The sequence below is a fragment of the Rhodococcus sp. JVH1 genome (genome assembly GCF_000280725.2).
Classification (GTDB): domain Bacteria; phylum Actinomycetota; class Actinomycetes; order Mycobacteriales; family Mycobacteriaceae; genus Rhodococcus_F; species Rhodococcus_F jostii_A.
This window is the reverse complement of sequence record NZ_CP166289.1, coordinates 5261069-5276394: the sequence shown is the minus strand read 5'-3', so window position 1 is coordinate 5276394 and position 15326 is coordinate 5261069. Positions and strand designations below refer to the sequence as shown.

The window sequence follows — 15326 nt, the reverse complement described above, 5'->3', positions numbered from 1 at the left end:
CCGTCCGATGAGTTTCGGGGGTGGGCGCGGTCTATATCGGCGAGGATGAATCGACGAGGACCTGCGAGAGGAACTGCGCCATGAAACCCATCACCCCCTGCCTCTGGTTCGACACCGAAGGCGAAGAGGCCGCGAAGTTCTACACGTCCCTGTTTCCGAATTCGCGGATCACGGAGGTCACCCACTACGGTCCGAACACTCCCGGTCCGGAGGGGGCGGTGTTGACGGTGTCCTTCGAGATCAACGGGCAGCCGTTCATCGCGCTCAACGGGGGCCCGCAGTTCACGTTCGACGAGGCCATCTCCTTCGAGATCCTGTGTGCCGACCAGGAAGAAGTGGACCGGTACTGGGACGCCTTCACCGACGGCGGCGAGGAAAGCCAATGCGGTTGGGTCAAGGACCGTTTCGGGGTGTCCTGGCAGGTGGTCCCGGAGCGGCTGTACGAACTCATGCGCGACCCGGACGACGCGAAGGCGCAGCGCGCCATGCAGGCGATGCTGAAGATGCGCAAACTCGACGTCGCCGAACTCGAGAAGGCGGCCGAGCAGGCGTGACGCCTGCCTACGGGAGGTGGACGGCATGACCGAAGAGCGCAGGACCCACATCAACGGGGTACACACGGTCGCGGTTCCCGTGACCGATCAGGATCGGTCGCTCGAATTCTATGTGGGCGCACTCGGTTTCGAACGCCGTACGGATGCGGAGTTCAGCCCCGGACAGCGGTGGGTGGAGGTGGCGCCACCGGGATCGGCGACGTCGATCGCGCTCGTCCCGACCCGTGACGGCGTCCCGGTGGGCGTCGAGACGGGCATCCGCCTGACCACCTCGGACGCCGACGCCGACCATGCGACCCTGTCGGCGAACGGCGTCGACGTGGACGCGGAGGTGCTGCGGATGGGCGACTACGTGCCGCCCATGTTCTACTTCCGCGACCCGGACGGCAACAAACTGGTCATCGTCGAAGTGGGGTGAGTTGCACCCCCGACGACAGGGTCAGCACCTGGTCGGCGCGTTCCGCGTCGTGGGATTCGTGTGTGGCCACGACGACGGTCGCACCGCGCGCGGCCTCTTCGCCGACGATGTCGCCGATCACCGCGCGGGCTTCCGCGTCGAGACCGGTGGTCGGCTCGTCGAGGAGTAACAGGTCGCCGCGTTGCACGAGCGCCTGCGCGAGCAGGGCACGTTGACGCTGGCCGCCCGACAGTGTGCCGATCCGCCGCCGGCCGAGGTCTGCGAGACCGAGCCTGTTCAGCGCCTCGTCGACGGCCTCCCGGTCGCCGGGAGTGAGCCGTCGCCACAAGCCACGCCGGTGCCAGGCTCCCATGGCCGCCACCTCGCGCACGGTCAGCGGTAGCTGATCGCTCACCGCATTGCGTTGCGGCACATATGCCGTGCCCAACCCCTTCGTGCCGTCGATCCGTCCCGCCGTCGGTCGCGCGATGCCGGCCAGGCACTGCAGGAGCGTCGATTTTCCCGAGCCGTTGTGCCCCACGACGGCCGTGACGGTGCCCGGCGTGAGCCGCACGCTCACACCGTTCAACGCCGGGGTCGGGCCGTACCGAACCGCGATTTCGCTTACGACAATCATTATCGTTAGATTAGCAGAGTGCAGTGGCTACTCGACCCCCTGATGGTGTCCTTCGTCCGGCGTGCGCTCTTCGCGGGAATGCTGGTGTCCGTCCTCTGCGGGCTTGTGGGCACGTGGGTCGTGTTGCGCGGCATGGCGTTCATGAGCGAGGCCATCTCACACGGCATGCTGCCCGGAGTGGCCGTCGCCTATCTTGCCGGCGCGAATCTCCTCGTCGGCGCGGCCGTGAGTGCGGTCGTCATGATCCTCGGCGTCGCCTGGGTCTCGAAGAACTCGCGACTGTCCGAGGACACCGGGATCGGCCTGCTGTTCGTCGGCATGCTCGCGCTGGGGGTCGTGATCGTCTCGCGCGCACGGTCGTTCGCGGTCGATCTCACAGCCTTCCTGTTCGGCGATGTCCTGTCGGCGACACGAGGAGATCTGCTCTGGCTCGCGGCGGCGGCCGCGGTCGCCGGGATCGTCTCGGTGATCGCGTACCGCCCGTTCGTCGCCCTCGTCTTCGATGAACGCAAGGCCCACACCCTGGGCCTGCAGCCGCGATGGGCGCACCTCGCACTGCTCGCACTGGTGGTCCTCGCGGTGGTCGCCTCGTTCCGCATCGTCGGCACCCTGCTCGTGTTCGGCCTCCTCGTCGCCCCGTCCGCCACCGCAGCACTGTTCGGCAGGTCGATCGGCGCGACGATGGCAATTGCCGTGCTCCTCGGCTGGTCCGCCACGTTCGCCGGGCTGATCGTGTCGTGGAATGCCGACACCGCTGCGGGCGCGACGATCGCCGGAATCGCCGTGCTCCAGTTCTTCGTCGCGGCCCTCGCCAGGTCGGCGGCGCGACGACTTCGGCCTGCCCTTTTGCCGACCCCGATACCGTTCGATAGATGGAGACCCTGAATGCCGAACACGACCCTCGCCCACGCAGCAATCGCCGCGGTCGCCGCGCTGGCCCTCGGCGGCTGCGCATCTCCCCAGGAGGAGTCCGCGTCCCCCGACGGCCGGAGCCAACCGGGTAGCGACCTTGTCGCCGAGGCCGGATCCACCGAGGTCGAGGGGCCCGAACCCCGGCTCGTCGTGTCGGACGCCGATTCCGGCCGCGTGGACGTGCTCGACCTCGCGACGGCAGAGACTCTCCAGTCGTTCGAGTTCGACAACCCGACGCGGGTGACGACGGTGAAGGACCGCTACGCGTTCGCCGTGGACGGCGCGGGCGGCGCGGTGCATGTCGTGGACGCCGGTTCCTGGACCATCGACCACGGTGATCACACTCACTCGTACACCAAGCCACCGGTCGAACTCGGCGCCCTCGAGGGCGGCAAGCCGGCGCACGTGATCGCAGGCGACGACAAGGTGGCGACGTTCTTCGACGGCGACGGACTCGCCCGCGTGATCGAGTTCGCCGCCCTCCGCAAGGACAGCATCGACGTCGGGGCCGTCGTGGACGCCGACGCACCGCACCACGGCGTCGCCCTGCCGATCGCCGACCGATTCGTGGTGTCGCACTCGGCCGCGGACGGAACCGATTCCCGCCCCGGCACGTTCGAGGTCCACACCGCGGACGGGGAGGTCGAGCAGAGCTTCGACACCGCCTGCCCGAACATGCACGGCACGGCGGTGTCCGACACGAACGTACTCGCCGCGTGCGGCGACGGACTGTTCCTCGCGACCACCGCCGCCGGGGCGTGGACGTCGGAGAAGGTTCCCTACCCGGCAGGCATCGGCGCCGCCACCCGGCCCACGTCGATCCACGGACACGACGGCCTGCCGATCCACGTCGCCGCCGCCGGACCCGCCGCCACCAACGACGGGGTGCTGGTCTTCGATGCCCGCACCCGCGGGTGGACGCACGTCCGGACGCCGGATCGCGCGCTGAGCGTCGCACTGGCGGGCGACGGTCGCTCCGTGTTCGCGGTCCTCGCGGACGGCACCTTCCGCGTGTACGACACGACGACCGGCGCGGAGACCGCGTCCTCGCACGTCCTGGCCGCCCCCTACGACGGGAGCGACGAGTCCGCAACCCTGCCTGCCGTCGTCGTCGGCGGCAATCGCGCGTACGTCTCGGATCCCGCGTCGAAGACGGTGACCGAGATCGACTTCCGCGACGACGCGCGGGTGGCGCGAACTCTCGACGTCGGAGTCGCCGCGTCCACCCTCGGCGTGGTCGGGCTGTGAGCGCGATGCAGCGCCCGCTGCCGCTGACCCTGCTGGCCGCAGTCGTGACGCTGTTCGTGACGGCGTGTTCCCCGGGCGCCTCCGACGGACCGATCGTGGTCGTGACCACGAACATTCTGGGTGATGTGGTGAAGAACGTCGTCGGCGACCAGGCCGACGTGATGGTGCTGATGCCGAGAGGTGCCGATCCCCATTCGTTCGAGATCTCCGCCTCGGACGCCGCGCGGGTGGAGCGCGCCGACCTCCTCGTGTCGAACGGTCTCGGACTCGAGGAGGGAATCGGCAAGACCGTCGACACCGCACACTCCGAGGGAGTTCCGATTCTGCAGGTCGGTGAGGCCGTGCGGCCGATCGAGCACCGTTCCGGAAAGTCCACGGGCACCCTGGATCCGCACATCTGGACCGATCCGGACCGTATGCGAGAGGCCGTCGCACTGATCCGCGACGCGGTGATCGACCACGTGCCGGAGATCGACGCAGGGGCCGTCCGCACGAACTCGGACAGCTATGCTCGGCAGCTCGAGGAACTCACAGCCCGGATGTCGGACAGGTTCGCGACGGTCCCCGCAGACCGGCGAAAGCTCGTGACCAATCATCACGTCTTCGGTTATCTGGCCGAACGTTTCGGCTTCGACACCGTGGGGGCGGTGATTCCCAGCGGGACCACCCTGGCGTCGCCCAGCGCGTCCGACCTCTCGGACCTCGCCGCGACGATCACCGCGACGCGGGTTCCCGCGATCTTCGTCGACTCCTCCCAGCCCGATCGGCTCGCGCAAGTCTTGGCCTCGGAGGCCGGTGTTCCCGTCGACGTCGTCTCGCTGTTCACGGAATCACTGGGCGAAAACGGCTCGGGCGCGGGCACGTACATCGAGATGATGGATTCGAACTCCCTGGCGATCGCGGAGGGGTTGAAATAGCGATGCATTCACACATGCACACTTCCGACTTTGACAACCGTTTGCAATAAGAGTTAATTCTCCGGGGTGACCCTTATGCGTAGTCCTCTCCCCACCGCCGTTGCCGCCGTGGCACTCTCGGCGACACTGCTCACGTCCTGCTCCACCGACTCCGGCACGGCCGAAGCGACCACCACCGACTCGGCCACACCGCGGCTGGCACTGAGCTACGACGGCGGCGTGCTGGTTCTCGACGCGCAAAGCCTCGACGTGGTCGGTTCGGCCGAGGTGGACGGATTCACCCGGCTCAACCCCGCAGGCGACGACCGGCACGTGCTGGTCAGCACCGGAAACAGTTTCACCGCCCTCGACACCGCCGAACCCGCCCTCACCGACGTCGCGTTCGAGGCGAAGACGCCCGGACACGTGGTCCGGCACGACGGCAAGACCGTGTTGTTCGACGACGGCACCGGACTGGTGCGCGTGTTCGATCCGGCCGGACTCTCCGAAGGCACACCCGACACCACCGAGTTCACGACGCCGGAGGCGCATCACGGAGTGGCCGTGGAACTCTCCGACGGCAGCCTGCTCACCACCGTCGGCAACGAGGACGAGCGCACCGGCATCGTCGTACTCGACCGCGACCGCAAGGAGATCGCGCGCAACGAGGACTGCCCCGGTGTGCACGGTGAGGCCGTCGCCGCCGGCGAGACGGTGGTCGTGGGATGCCAGAACGGCCTGCTGATCTACCGGGGCGGCGTCATCACCAAGGTCACCAGCCCGGACCCCTACGGGCGCATCGGAAACCAGGCCGGCGACGAGAATTCACCGATGATCCTGGGCGACTACAAGACCGATCCCGACGCCGAACTCGAACGCCCCGAACGGGTCTCGCTCACCGACACCGCCACCGGACAACTCTCCCTCGTCGACCTGGGCACCAGCTACACGTTCCGCTCGCTCGGTCGAGCCCCGCACGGTGAGGCCCTCGTCCTCGGCACCGACGGCGCAGTGCACGTGATCGACCCGAACACCAAGGCGGTGAGCCGCACCGTCGACGTCCTCGATCCGTGGACCGAGCCGGACAAGTGGCAGTCGCCGCGGCCCGCGCTGTACGTGCAGGACCACACCGCCTACGTGACCGACCCCGCGAACAAGAAGATCCACGCGATCGACCTCGACACCTGGACCGTATCCGGGCAGGCCGACCTGCCGGAGACCCCGAACGAGATCACCGGCGTCACGGGCTGATTCGCGTAGCCCGGCGTCAGCCTTCGGCTTCCAGCGGTCCCAGTTCCGCGTCGAGCGCCTCCTGCACCACCGCCATCGCCGACAACCCGGCGGGGGCGCCGCAGTAGGCGCTCGCGTGGATCACCGCCTCGACGATCTCGGTGCGGGTCAGACCGTTTCGCAGTGCACCCCGCACGTGGCCCTTCAGTTCACCGTGCGCACGCAGCGCGATGAGCATGCCGAGGTTGAGGAGGCTGCGGCTGCGCCGGTCCAGCCCCGGCCGGTTCCACACGGCGTCCCAGACGTGCTCGGTGACGAACTCCTGGAGCTGCTCGCTGTCGGTCCCCGCCGTGCGAGTGAGTGCCCGCTCGACGAAGTCGGGGCCCATCACCTCACGCCGCACCGTCAGCCCCGCCTCGACGGCCGGACTCCGCTTCCCGGGTTCTTCACTGGTCATGGGTTCACTCCTCTTCACAGCGCCTACGTGTTCGGGAGTCACTCTACGATTCGACGACGGAGCGCCCGCCTGCCTCGGACCATCGCGTCTCCGCGCCCACCACGGTCCGGGCTGTCGGTGATCCGGGATATAAAGGTCCCGGACCACCGACCCGCTGCCCAGGAGCTGTGATGCCCACCGAACACGACGTGCGCGCGATGATGCTGGCGTTGCCGGAGGCGCACGAGGTGGTGATCGCCAACTGGGGCGACCAGCCGACGTTCCGCGTCCGCAAGAAGATGTTCGGTCTCGTCGGTTACGGCGCCCCCACCGTCTGCCTCAAAGCGACGAAGGAAATGCAGGCGGCTCTGCTGCAGGAGGATCCCGACGTCTTCCTGGTCGCACCGTTCTTCGGGCGGTGGGGCTGGATCGACGTCGTCCTCGACCGCGTCGACGCCGAAGAACTGGCCGAACTCGTCGAGGAGGCGTGGCGTCTCACCGCCCCGAAGCGGGTCGTGGCGGCGTACGACGCCGCGGCGGGCCTGCATTTCAGGACATGATGGCTGTCGTCACGTCGCCGACCACCGCCCTCGTGTGCCGCTGACACACCAGCCACGTCGTCATTGCCAGCGGCAGCTCGGTCAGCGGGTGCCAGGGCCACCCCGGCATCTGTTTCTCCGCCGTGTACCGGCTCACCAGCACAGCGTCCGCCTTCGCGGCAGCCGCACCGGCGAGCGCGTGCTCGACGAACTGCGCGAACTGCCAGTACGGCCGGATACCGGCCTCCACCGCCGCGCCGATCAACCCGTCCTGCTGCGTGGGGACCTGGTCGCGGGAATGGACGAGCACCCGGAGCCCATCGAGATCCCGCAGCGAGCAGGATTCTGCAGACGCCAGGGTGTGGCCGGGGCGAACGGCGAGCCCGAACGGCTCTTCGCGGAGTTTCCACGACGAGCAATCACTGGGCGGTGATTGGTGCACCATGCACAGGTCGAGTCGCCCTTCCCGGAGCATCCGCAGTTGGTTCGTGCTGTTCGCCTCGACGAGTTGTAGCGCGCATCCGGGCACCTCGTCGTCGAGGCGGCCGACCATGCTCACGAGCCATTCGCTGGACGTACCCGGTGGGACGCCGATCGTGACGACTTCCCGGATCTCGGTCGCGCCGGACACCACTTCCTGGGTTGCAGCCTCGAGCGCCAGCAGTTGTCGTGCGTGCTGGAGGAGTGCCTCGCCCGCGACGGTCGGAGTGGCGCCACGTGCCGTTCTGTCGAACAACGCCTGGCCGAGTTCCCTCTCCAGCGCCTGCACCTGCCGGCTGAGGGACGGTTGAGAAATCCGCAACCGCTCCGCAGCGCGGTTGAACGATCCTTCTTCGGCTATAGCCAAGAAGTAATGAAGATGGCGAAACTCCACGGTCGGTTTCCTCCACTGCAGGCGTTCGACCAGGATACGACACCGGCTATGCCTACTGCGTATAGCTGGTGTGCTCAACAGGGCTTGGACAATCCCTGTGAGGGCGGTCTCTAATGGAACGAAGTCGAGGGCGAGTCACCCTCAGATGCCGCTCACACTCAAGGAGACCGATGAAGCTCGGGGTCTACTCAGCTTGCCTACCTTCCCTGGTTCCGTCCGAAGCGATCGATGCGGCGGCAGCGGCGGGCTACGCAGGCATCGAATGGCGCGTCGCGAGTGACATCGGTTCCTCCGGCCACCCGCATTTCCTCACCAATAATCGCTGTACCGTCGCTCCCGACAGCCGGTCCGTCGCGGACATCTGCACGCGGACACGTGCTGCGGACTTGGAGGTCGCCGCGCTCAGCCCGTACATCGACTCCGGCGACGTGGCGGGGGTCGAGGAGATGATGCGGTTCGCGCGAGCGAATTCGGTGCCGAGCATCCGGTTGCGCGCCCCGTGGATGGATGACCGCGGGTTTCACCGACTGTTCGCGGAAGCGCGGGAGTTCTTCGACCACGTGTCTACCCTGGCCGGGCACTACGGGGTCCGGGCGCTCCTCGAGATCCACCAACGCTCGATCTGCCCCAGTGTCTCGCTCGCGCATCAACTCGTCGGCCACTTGCCGCCCGATCGAGTAGGAGTGATCTACGACGTCGGAAATCTCGTGGTGGAAGGGTACGAAGACCATCGCATGGCCCTGCAGATTCTCGGCGACCACCTCTCCCACGTCCACGTCAAGAACGCTCACTACGTCAGGCCGGCAGGCGGCGGGGTATGGACCCACCGGTGGTCGCCGATGGACGACGGCGTCGCCGACATCCCCCGGGTTCTCCGCCTCCTCACCGAAGCCGGCTACCGCGGGTGGGTGTCCGTCGAAGACTTCAGCGATTCCCGGCCCGTCCACGAACGACTGCGCTTCGACGCGCAGTTCCTGCGGCAACATGCCGACTTCGAAACTCCAGTCCCCCAGCCACTCTGATCCACACATCACATCTCGACAGGACGATCATGAACGAATACCACAACACCCCGGTTTCAGTTGTGACCGGAGGCGCAGGGGCCCTCGGCTCGGCGATCAGCCGCCGATTCGCGCAGGGCGGTGACACCGTGATCCTCCTCGACAACAACGCGGATGCCGTGCGGACCGTTGCCCGGACGCTGTCGGACGAGACCGGTGCACAGGTTCTCGGATGGGTCGTAGACATCGCCGACGAGGAATCGATCCGCCTCGCCGTCAAGCGAATCGACGAAGAGTTCGGGCGCTTGGACCGCCTCGTGAACAACGCGGCGATCAACCCGCGCGCACGGCTCGCGAACGTCGACGACGCCGAATGGGACACGGCGATGGCAGTGAACCTTCGCGGTCCGATGTCGCTGTGCCGGAGTGCCGTTCCGATCTGGTCTCGCACCGGGTCGGGACGGGTCGTCAACATCACCTCACGAACCTGGCTGAGCGGCGGACCCACCGCCTATGTCACCTCCAAGGCCGGAGTCGTCGGCCTCACCCGCTCCCTGGCGGTCGAGCTCGGTCCCCTCGGTGTCACCACCAACGCCGTCGCGCCCAGCATGGTTGTCACGCCCTTCACCCAGGGTGGGCGCACAGACGACGAATTCGCGCTGTTCGTCGACAGACACACCAGGATGTCGCCTCTCGGCCGTCTCGCGACGGCCGACGACATCGTCGACGCCGTCGAGTTCCTCACGTCCGACAGGGCCACGTTCATCACCGGCGAAGTGCTGCACGTGTGCGGCGGCGCCCAACTCGCGGCGGCGCCGTGACGGGCTCGCCTCAGTACCCACACCACCCCTGCCTCGCCTTCACCGGGTAACAAGCCAAAGGAACACACTCCACATGCCCTCACCCGAACGCCCCCACCCCGACGATTCGACTCCTCAGCCCAGCAAGAAGATGGCCCGCAGGGCAGCACTCGGAAGTTTCCTCGGCAGCGTCGTCGAGTACTACGACTTCTTCGTCTACGGCACGGCCGCGGCCCTGGTCTTCGGCAAGATCTTCTTTCCCAACAGTGATTCCGCTGCCGGCACACTGGCATCGCTCGCCACATTCGGGGCCGCCTACATCGCGCGACCGCTCGGGGCCCTGCTCTTCGGGCACGCCGGCGATCGGATCGGCCGCAAGAACGTCCTCCTCTTCACGTTGCTCCTCATGGGCGCGTCGACCTTCGCCATCGGGCTGCTGCCCACCCATGCGACCATCGGCGCCGCAGCGCCCGCCCTCCTCGTCGTATGCAGGCTCTTGCAGGGAATTTCTGCCGGCGGCGAGCAGGTCGGGGCCAGCCTGCTCACCATGGAGCACTCCCCCGAGAAGAGTCGCGGCTTCTACACGAGCTGGCTCCTCAACGGCGCCGCCACCGGTTCGATCCTGGCGACCTTGATCTTCATCCCCGTGGGAGCGTTGCCCGAGGAGCAGCTTCTCACCTGGGGATGGCGTGTCCCGTTCCTCCTCAGCTTCGTCATGGTGTTCATCACCCTCCTGGTGCGGCGCGGGGTGGACGAGTCCCCCGAGTTCGTCGAAGCCGAAAAGGAGGATGCTGTATCGGAATTCCCCGTGACCACCCTCCTCCGCACTCAGCTGCGCGCGACCGTGATCGTCTTCGTCGCGGCCTTCAATACGGTCATCTCGACGATCGTGATCGTCTTCGGCCTGTCGTACGCGACACAGGAACACGGTGTCGATCGGTCCACGATGCTCGCGGCGATCGCCGCCAGCCAAGTGGTCGCGCTGTTCTTCCATCCGCTGTTCGGATTCATCGCGGACCGGATCGGCCGGAAAGTGGTGTACGTCAGCGGCTGTCTGCTGTGTGCCGTGGGGGTCTTCGCGTTCCTCGGCGCGATCTCCACCGGCAGTACGGTACTCATCGTCATCGCGACGGTGGGACTCAAGGGCGTCGTGTACTCGGCTCCCAATGCCCTGTGGCCGTCGTTCTTCGCCGAGATGTTCACGCCGAACGTCCGTTACACCGGTGTCGCTGTGTCAACCCAGTTGAGCTTCCTGCTCACCGGCTTCGCTCCCACGATCTGCTACGCCCTGATCGGCGGCGACGACAACTGGGTCCTTGCCGCCTCGGCAGTTGCGGGTATCTGCGTTCTCGCCGCGGCGGCGGCCCGGATCTCCACCAAGGCCCGAGTGGAGAGCCGGCAGGTACTGGCGCACACCTGATCCACGCGCGGTTGCGCTGCGTCACCCCTCGTCGGTCTTGAACCGCCCGAGCTGGTGGCGCAGCGCCGTGTCGAGGTCGGGGCGCCGGAACCGGTGACCGCGGTCGAGGAGCTTGCCCGGGGTGACGCGCTGATCGGCGAGGGCGAGTTCGCGCGCACCCTGCTCCCCGAGCAGGAGCTTCGGCCCGAAATCGGGGACCGGGAGGAAGGCCGGACGGTGCAGTACCGACGCCAGGACTGCGGTGTACTCCTCGTTGCGAACCGGATTGGGCGCCACCGCGTTGACCGGACCGCTCAATCCCGAATCGACGACGGCGCGGTGGTAGACGTCGATCAGATCGTCGATGTCGATCCACGACAGCCACTGCGTTCCGGCACCGAGACGACCTCCGAGCCCGACCTCGAACAGCGGCCGCTGCAGTCGCAGCACGCCGCCGCTCGGCGATTGGACGATCCCGGTGCGGACGTGGACCACCCGAAGTCCGGCATCGGCGGCCGGCGTCGCCGCGTCCTCCCAGTCCGCCACGACGTCGGCGAGGAAGCCGTCGCCCCGCGGGTCCTGCTCGTGCAGCACCTCGTCGCCCCGGTCGGGGCCGTAGTACCCGATCGCGGACGCACTGACGAAAATCTTCGGCCCCTGCCCGGACGTGGCCGCCACTTCCGCCAGCCGACGGGTGGGCTCGATGCGACTGTCCCTGATCGCCCGGCGGTGACCGTCGGTGAACCGTCCCGCGATGGACGCGCCGGCGAGGTGGATCACGGCGTCGACTCCGTCGAGCAGATCCGCGGCAGGAGCGTCCGGGTTCCAGCGCCGCTCGTCGGGTGTGCCGGGCGCGCGGCGCACGAGCCGGATCACTCGGTGCCCGCCGGTGCTGAGGAACGCGGTGAGGGCGGAGCCGACCAGACCGGAGCTACCCGTCACGGCGATGGTGAGGGGGCCGGGCAGGAGTGTGGACGCCCAGTGGTGCCGGCCGATGTCGTCGGCGAGCTGGCGGTGCCGGTAGACGAACGTCGAACGGAGGAAGTGGCCGGGCACGATGGTGTCGACCCGGTCGGTGACCCGGGTCCGGCCCTCGGACACGACGTCGAACGTGTGCGTGTGCCGCCACGGCACCAGCAGGCGCAGCGGCAGCGCGGCCGAATAGTCGACGAACCGGTGCGGGGGGTCGTACTCCTTGGCGACGTGCTGCGCGATCCACGTCAGTCCGCCGGGTAGGCGCAATTCTGCACGACCCGATTTCAGAGACTCGGATTCCTTCGCGAGGCTGAGCGGCTGCCACGGCGGGGAGAGTCGGGTGAACGCCCCGGCCCTCGTGTGCCAGGCGAACAACTCGTCCCGCGAGGCCTCGACCACACTCGAATGCACGATGCCCATGACCCGACCTTAGCCGCGATGGCGGGCGAGGCGGTGACAACGACGAGTAGCGTGTGGGAATGGCGCAGTTACGTGTACTGGTCACCGGTGCCACCGGATACATCGGCGGACGCCTCGCTCCCCGGCTCTCGCAAGCCGGCTATCGGGTGCGGGTGCTGGTGCGTTCACCCGAGAAGCTGACCGACGTCCCGTGGGCGTCCGACGTCGAGATCGCCCGCGGCGACCTGAGCGATCCCGAATCCCTTTCTGCCGCTTTCACGGACGTGGACGTCGTCTACTACCTCGTGCATTCGATGGGTGGTGCGGACGAGTTCGAGGAGGCCGAACGCGTCAGCGCGGAGAACGTGGCCGAGGCGGCCCGCACGTCGGGTGTCGGCCGGATCGTCTACCTCGGCGGACTGCATCCCGACTCGGTGGACCTCTCTCCGCACCTACGCTCCCGCACACAGGTGGGGCAGATTCTCGTCGACTCCGGTGTTCCCACAATGGTTCTGCAGGCCGGGGTGGTCATCGGCTCCGGTTCGGCGTCGTTCGAGATGATCCGTCATCTCACCAACCGGCTCCCCGTGATGACCACCCCGCGGTGGGTGAACAACAAGATCCAGCCGATCGCGGTCCGCGACGTGCTGCACTACCTCGTTGCCGCGGCCGAGGCACCGTTGCCGCGCAGTCGCACGTTCGACATCGGCGGCCCCGACGTCATCCGCTACGGCGAGATGATGCAGACGTACGCCGAGGTCGCCGGTCTGCGTCAGCGTCGCATCCTCGTCCTTCCCGTGCTGACCCCGAAGCTCGCCGGTCTGTGGATCGGTCTGGTCACCCCTATCCCCCGCTCGCTCGGCCGGGCGCTGATCGAATCGCTGCAGAACGACGCCGTCGCCTCCGAGCACGACATCGACGACATCATTCCACCGCCGAAGGCCGGCCTGACGACATACCGGGACGCCGTGCGACTGGCGTTGCGGCGCATCGACAACGGTGAGGTGGAGACGACGTGGGCGAGTGCGTCCCCGGTCGGCGCCCCGTCCGATCCGTTGCCATCCGACCCCGATTGGGCCGGTGAGGTCGTCTACACCGACGAACGCACCAAGGACTGCGAAGCGGACGCCGGAACGCTGTGGAGCGTCGTGGAGAGCATCGGCGGTGAGAACGGCTGGTACTCTTTCCCCCTCGCGTGGTCGGTGCGCGGCTGGCTCGACCGCGTGGTCGGCGGTGTCGGTCTCACCCGCGGACGCCGGAACCCGAAGCAGCTCAACACCGGCGACCCCCTGGACTTCTGGCGGGTCGAACGCATCGACCGGGGAACCCTGCTACGACTGCGCGCCGAGATGCGGGCACCGGGCGGAGCGTGGCTCGAATGGCGCGTCCACAGTGTGGATTCCGACCGGTCCCGACTCGATCAGCGGGCCATCTTCTTCCCGAAAGGCCTCGCCGGACGGCTGTACTGGTACTCCATCATGCCGTTCCACGGAATCATCTTCAAAGGCATGATGGAGAACATCACCGGCTCCGCTGCCCGTCAGACCGTGCAGAGCGGCTGAATAGCCTCTCGGCCACCGGTGGTCGGGGACGTCAGCAGCAGGCACGAGTTGTAGCCACGCGATTCCACCACCTGCCGGATCTGCTTCCATCCCACGTCGTCGACCGCCGGGTTGCGGGAGAGGACGAAACTCGAAGCCCGTGCCGGGTCACCGACGAGCGCCCACGAGTAGTCGTCGGCGATGTAGGTGACCACATAGTTGGTGGGACCGTCCGGTGAACTCTGGAACGGCACGTCCGGGAAACTCACGTGGAGTTGCGCATTGGTGACCGGGTCGTTGACACGCGCATTGCCGTTGATTCCGTTCGTCCCTCCCGCCCAGGTGGTGCACGAGTTGGCGACGCTGACGTTCGACGAGTCCACGAGCCCGTACGTCGCCCTGGTGTCCCGCGCGCAGTCCAGGTTGAAGGGCTGTGGCACAGCGGCCAACTGATACCACGTGCCGAGGTACCGCGGCACGTCGAGGGACGGGACGGGTGCGAGCGCACCGGGCTGAGCCTGTGCCGGGCTCGCCGCCAGCACCACGGCCGCAGCGGCGGTCAGCAGTCCTGCGGCGAATCCACGTGCCTTCGAGAGTCTCATCTCGGGTCCTTTCACGATCATGCGTCGACGAAACGGGCAGCCTGAACAGAGGGCCTGTGCAGCACCCTCTCTCGGGGCATTCGACGCCACTTCCGGATCGGATGGGCCGATCCGGGAAAACGTTCCACCCATCCGTTCCGGAGACCGCTCCGAATGCCTGTCGATGGTGCTCATCCGCACCCTCACCGGAGAGAGGCAATAACCCATGAACATCACCACACGAGTTCTGGCAGTCGCAGCGAGCACGTCCCTCGTCCTGCTGGGCGCAGCTTGTTCGTCGGACGACAGCGACTCGTCGAGCAGCGGCTCCGCCTCGGAGGCGATGACGTCCGAGTCGATGTCGTCCGGTTCGACGACCTCGTCCGCGATGGCCGATCCCGCCGCCAACCTGGTCGGTCCGGGCTGCGCCGAGTACGCGAAGACGGTGCCCGACGGCGCCGGTTCGGTCAGCGGCATGGCGCAGGATCCGGTCGCGACCGCCGCGTCCAACAACCCGCTGCTCACCACCCTCACCGCCGCCGTATCCGGTCAGCTCAACCCGCAGGTCAACCTGGTGGACACGCTGAACAGCGGACAGTTCACGGTGTTCGCGCCGGTGGATGCCGCGTTCGCGAAGGTCGACCCGGCCACGATCGAAACTCTCAAAACCGACCCGGCGCTGCTCACCAAGGTCCTCACCTACCACGTGGTCCCCGGCCAGATCGCGCCGAGTGACATCGACGGCCAGCACACGACCGTCGAGGGTGGCACGGTCACCGTCACCGGTTCGGGCGACGACCTGAAGGTCAACGACGCCGGCGTCATCTGCGGTGGCGTCCAGACCGCCAACGCCACCGTGTACCTGGTCGACACCGTCCTGATGCCCCAGTAGGCACGCTCGTCTCAC

Annotated in this window: 17 protein-coding genes; 12 read left to right on the top strand and 5 right to left on the bottom strand. The window is 67.5% G+C overall.

Annotated features, from left to right (window positions below; genetic code table 11):
• Nucleotides 1-80: 80 nt before the first annotated feature.
• Nucleotides 81-554 (top strand): VOC family protein, encoded by a 474-nt coding sequence (locus JVH1_RS24470; RefSeq protein WP_009475230.1) that lies wholly within the window; start codon nucleotides 81-83, stop codon nucleotides 552-554.
• 25 nt (nucleotides 555-579) lie between these two features.
• On the top strand, nucleotides 580-972 hold the full coding sequence (locus JVH1_RS24465; RefSeq protein WP_009475231.1) for a VOC family protein: 393 nt from the start codon (nucleotides 580-582) through the stop codon (nucleotides 970-972).
• Here the strand turns inward: JVH1_RS24465 and aztA are convergent.
• Nucleotides 953-1588: a zinc ABC transporter ATP-binding protein AztA gene (gene aztA, locus JVH1_RS24460; RefSeq protein ID WP_009475232.1), complete on the bottom strand. Its 636-nt coding sequence runs from the start codon at nucleotides 1586-1588 to the stop codon at nucleotides 953-955. The genes JVH1_RS24465 and aztA overlap by 20 nt on opposite strands.
• 18 nt (nucleotides 1589-1606) lie before the next feature.
• Here aztA and aztB point away from each other — a divergent pair, with 18 nt between their 5' ends.
• The 4 genes from aztB (at nucleotide 1607) to aztD (ending at nucleotide 5895) form a co-directional block, all read left to right on the top strand.
• A complete protein-coding gene (gene aztB / locus JVH1_RS24455) occupies nucleotides 1607-2473 on the top strand; it encodes a zinc ABC transporter permease AztB (protein WP_009475233.1) in 867 nt (288 codons plus the stop codon).
• Nucleotides 2474-3748: a hypothetical protein gene (locus tag JVH1_RS24450; protein ID WP_009475234.1), complete on the top strand. Its 1275-nt coding sequence runs from the start codon at nucleotides 2474-2476 to the stop codon at nucleotides 3746-3748.
• Nucleotides 3749-3753: 5 nt separating this feature from the next.
• Nucleotides 3754-4665, top strand: a complete 912-nt coding sequence (gene aztC / locus JVH1_RS24445) for a zinc ABC transporter substrate-binding protein AztC (protein WP_043779112.1) — start codon at nucleotides 3754-3756, stop codon at nucleotides 4663-4665.
• A gap of 75 nt (nucleotides 4666-4740) precedes the next feature.
• Nucleotides 4741-5895 carry a zinc metallochaperone AztD gene (aztD, locus tag JVH1_RS24440; RefSeq protein WP_009475236.1) on the top strand — a complete coding sequence of 385 codons (1155 nt, stop codon included), beginning with the start codon at nucleotides 4741-4743 and terminating at the stop codon, nucleotides 5893-5895.
• Between the two features lie 16 nt (nucleotides 5896-5911).
• On the opposite strand, the gene JVH1_RS24435 is transcribed toward aztD, so the two are convergent.
• On the bottom strand, nucleotides 5912-6331 hold the full coding sequence (locus tag JVH1_RS24435) for a carboxymuconolactone decarboxylase family protein (RefSeq protein ID WP_009475237.1): 420 nt from the start codon (nucleotides 6329-6331) through the stop codon (nucleotides 5912-5914).
• A gap of 170 nt (nucleotides 6332-6501) precedes the next feature.
• Here JVH1_RS24435 and JVH1_RS24430 point away from each other — a divergent pair, with 170 nt between their 5' ends.
• Nucleotides 6502-6870 carry an MmcQ/YjbR family DNA-binding protein gene (locus JVH1_RS24430; protein ID WP_009475238.1) on the top strand — a complete coding sequence of 123 codons (369 nt, stop codon included), beginning with the start codon at nucleotides 6502-6504 and terminating at the stop codon, nucleotides 6868-6870.
• Here the strand turns inward: JVH1_RS24430 and JVH1_RS24425 are convergent.
• Nucleotides 6860-7723, bottom strand: coding sequence for a LysR family transcriptional regulator (locus tag JVH1_RS24425; protein ID WP_009475239.1), 864 nt, complete (start codon nucleotides 7721-7723; stop codon nucleotides 6860-6862). The two genes, JVH1_RS24430 and JVH1_RS24425, sit on opposite strands and share 11 nt — an antisense overlap.
• A gap of 170 nt (nucleotides 7724-7893) precedes the next feature.
• Here JVH1_RS24425 and JVH1_RS24420 point away from each other — a divergent pair, with 170 nt between their 5' ends.
• The 3 genes from JVH1_RS24420 (at nucleotide 7894) to JVH1_RS24410 (ending at nucleotide 10944) form a co-directional block, all read left to right on the top strand.
• Nucleotides 7894-8745, top strand: coding sequence for a sugar phosphate isomerase/epimerase (locus JVH1_RS24420; RefSeq protein WP_009475240.1), 852 nt, complete (start codon nucleotides 7894-7896; stop codon nucleotides 8743-8745).
• A 29-nt stretch (nucleotides 8746-8774) separates the two neighbouring features.
• Nucleotides 8775-9545, top strand: coding sequence for an SDR family NAD(P)-dependent oxidoreductase (locus JVH1_RS24415; RefSeq protein WP_009475241.1), 771 nt, complete (start codon nucleotides 8775-8777; stop codon nucleotides 9543-9545).
• Nucleotides 9546-9618: 73 nt separating this feature from the next.
• Complete coding sequence (locus JVH1_RS24410) at nucleotides 9619-10944, top strand: MFS transporter (protein WP_009475242.1); 1326 nt, start codon at nucleotides 9619-9621, stop codon at nucleotides 10942-10944.
• A 21-nt stretch (nucleotides 10945-10965) separates the two neighbouring features.
• Here JVH1_RS24410 and JVH1_RS24405 read toward each other — a convergent pair whose 3' ends face one another.
• Nucleotides 10966-12318, bottom strand: coding sequence for a TIGR01777 family oxidoreductase (locus tag JVH1_RS24405; RefSeq protein WP_009475243.1), 1353 nt, complete (start codon nucleotides 12316-12318; stop codon nucleotides 10966-10968).
• A gap of 59 nt (nucleotides 12319-12377) precedes the next feature.
• Here JVH1_RS24405 and JVH1_RS24400 point away from each other — a divergent pair, with 59 nt between their 5' ends.
• Nucleotides 12378-13859 (top strand): SDR family oxidoreductase, encoded by a 1482-nt coding sequence (locus JVH1_RS24400; protein ID WP_043779062.1) that lies wholly within the window; start codon nucleotides 12378-12380, stop codon nucleotides 13857-13859.
• On the opposite strand, the gene JVH1_RS24395 is transcribed toward JVH1_RS24400, so the two are convergent.
• Nucleotides 13838-14440, bottom strand: a complete 603-nt coding sequence (locus JVH1_RS24395) for a lipocalin family protein (protein WP_043779117.1) — start codon at nucleotides 14438-14440, stop codon at nucleotides 13838-13840. The two genes, JVH1_RS24400 and JVH1_RS24395, sit on opposite strands and share 22 nt — an antisense overlap.
• A 205-nt stretch (nucleotides 14441-14645) precedes the next feature.
• Here JVH1_RS24395 and JVH1_RS24390 point away from each other — a divergent pair, with 205 nt between their 5' ends.
• A complete protein-coding gene (locus JVH1_RS24390) occupies nucleotides 14646-15311 on the top strand; it encodes a fasciclin domain-containing protein (protein WP_043779063.1) in 666 nt (221 codons plus the stop codon).
• The last annotated feature ends 15 nt before the right edge of the window (nucleotides 15312-15326 follow it).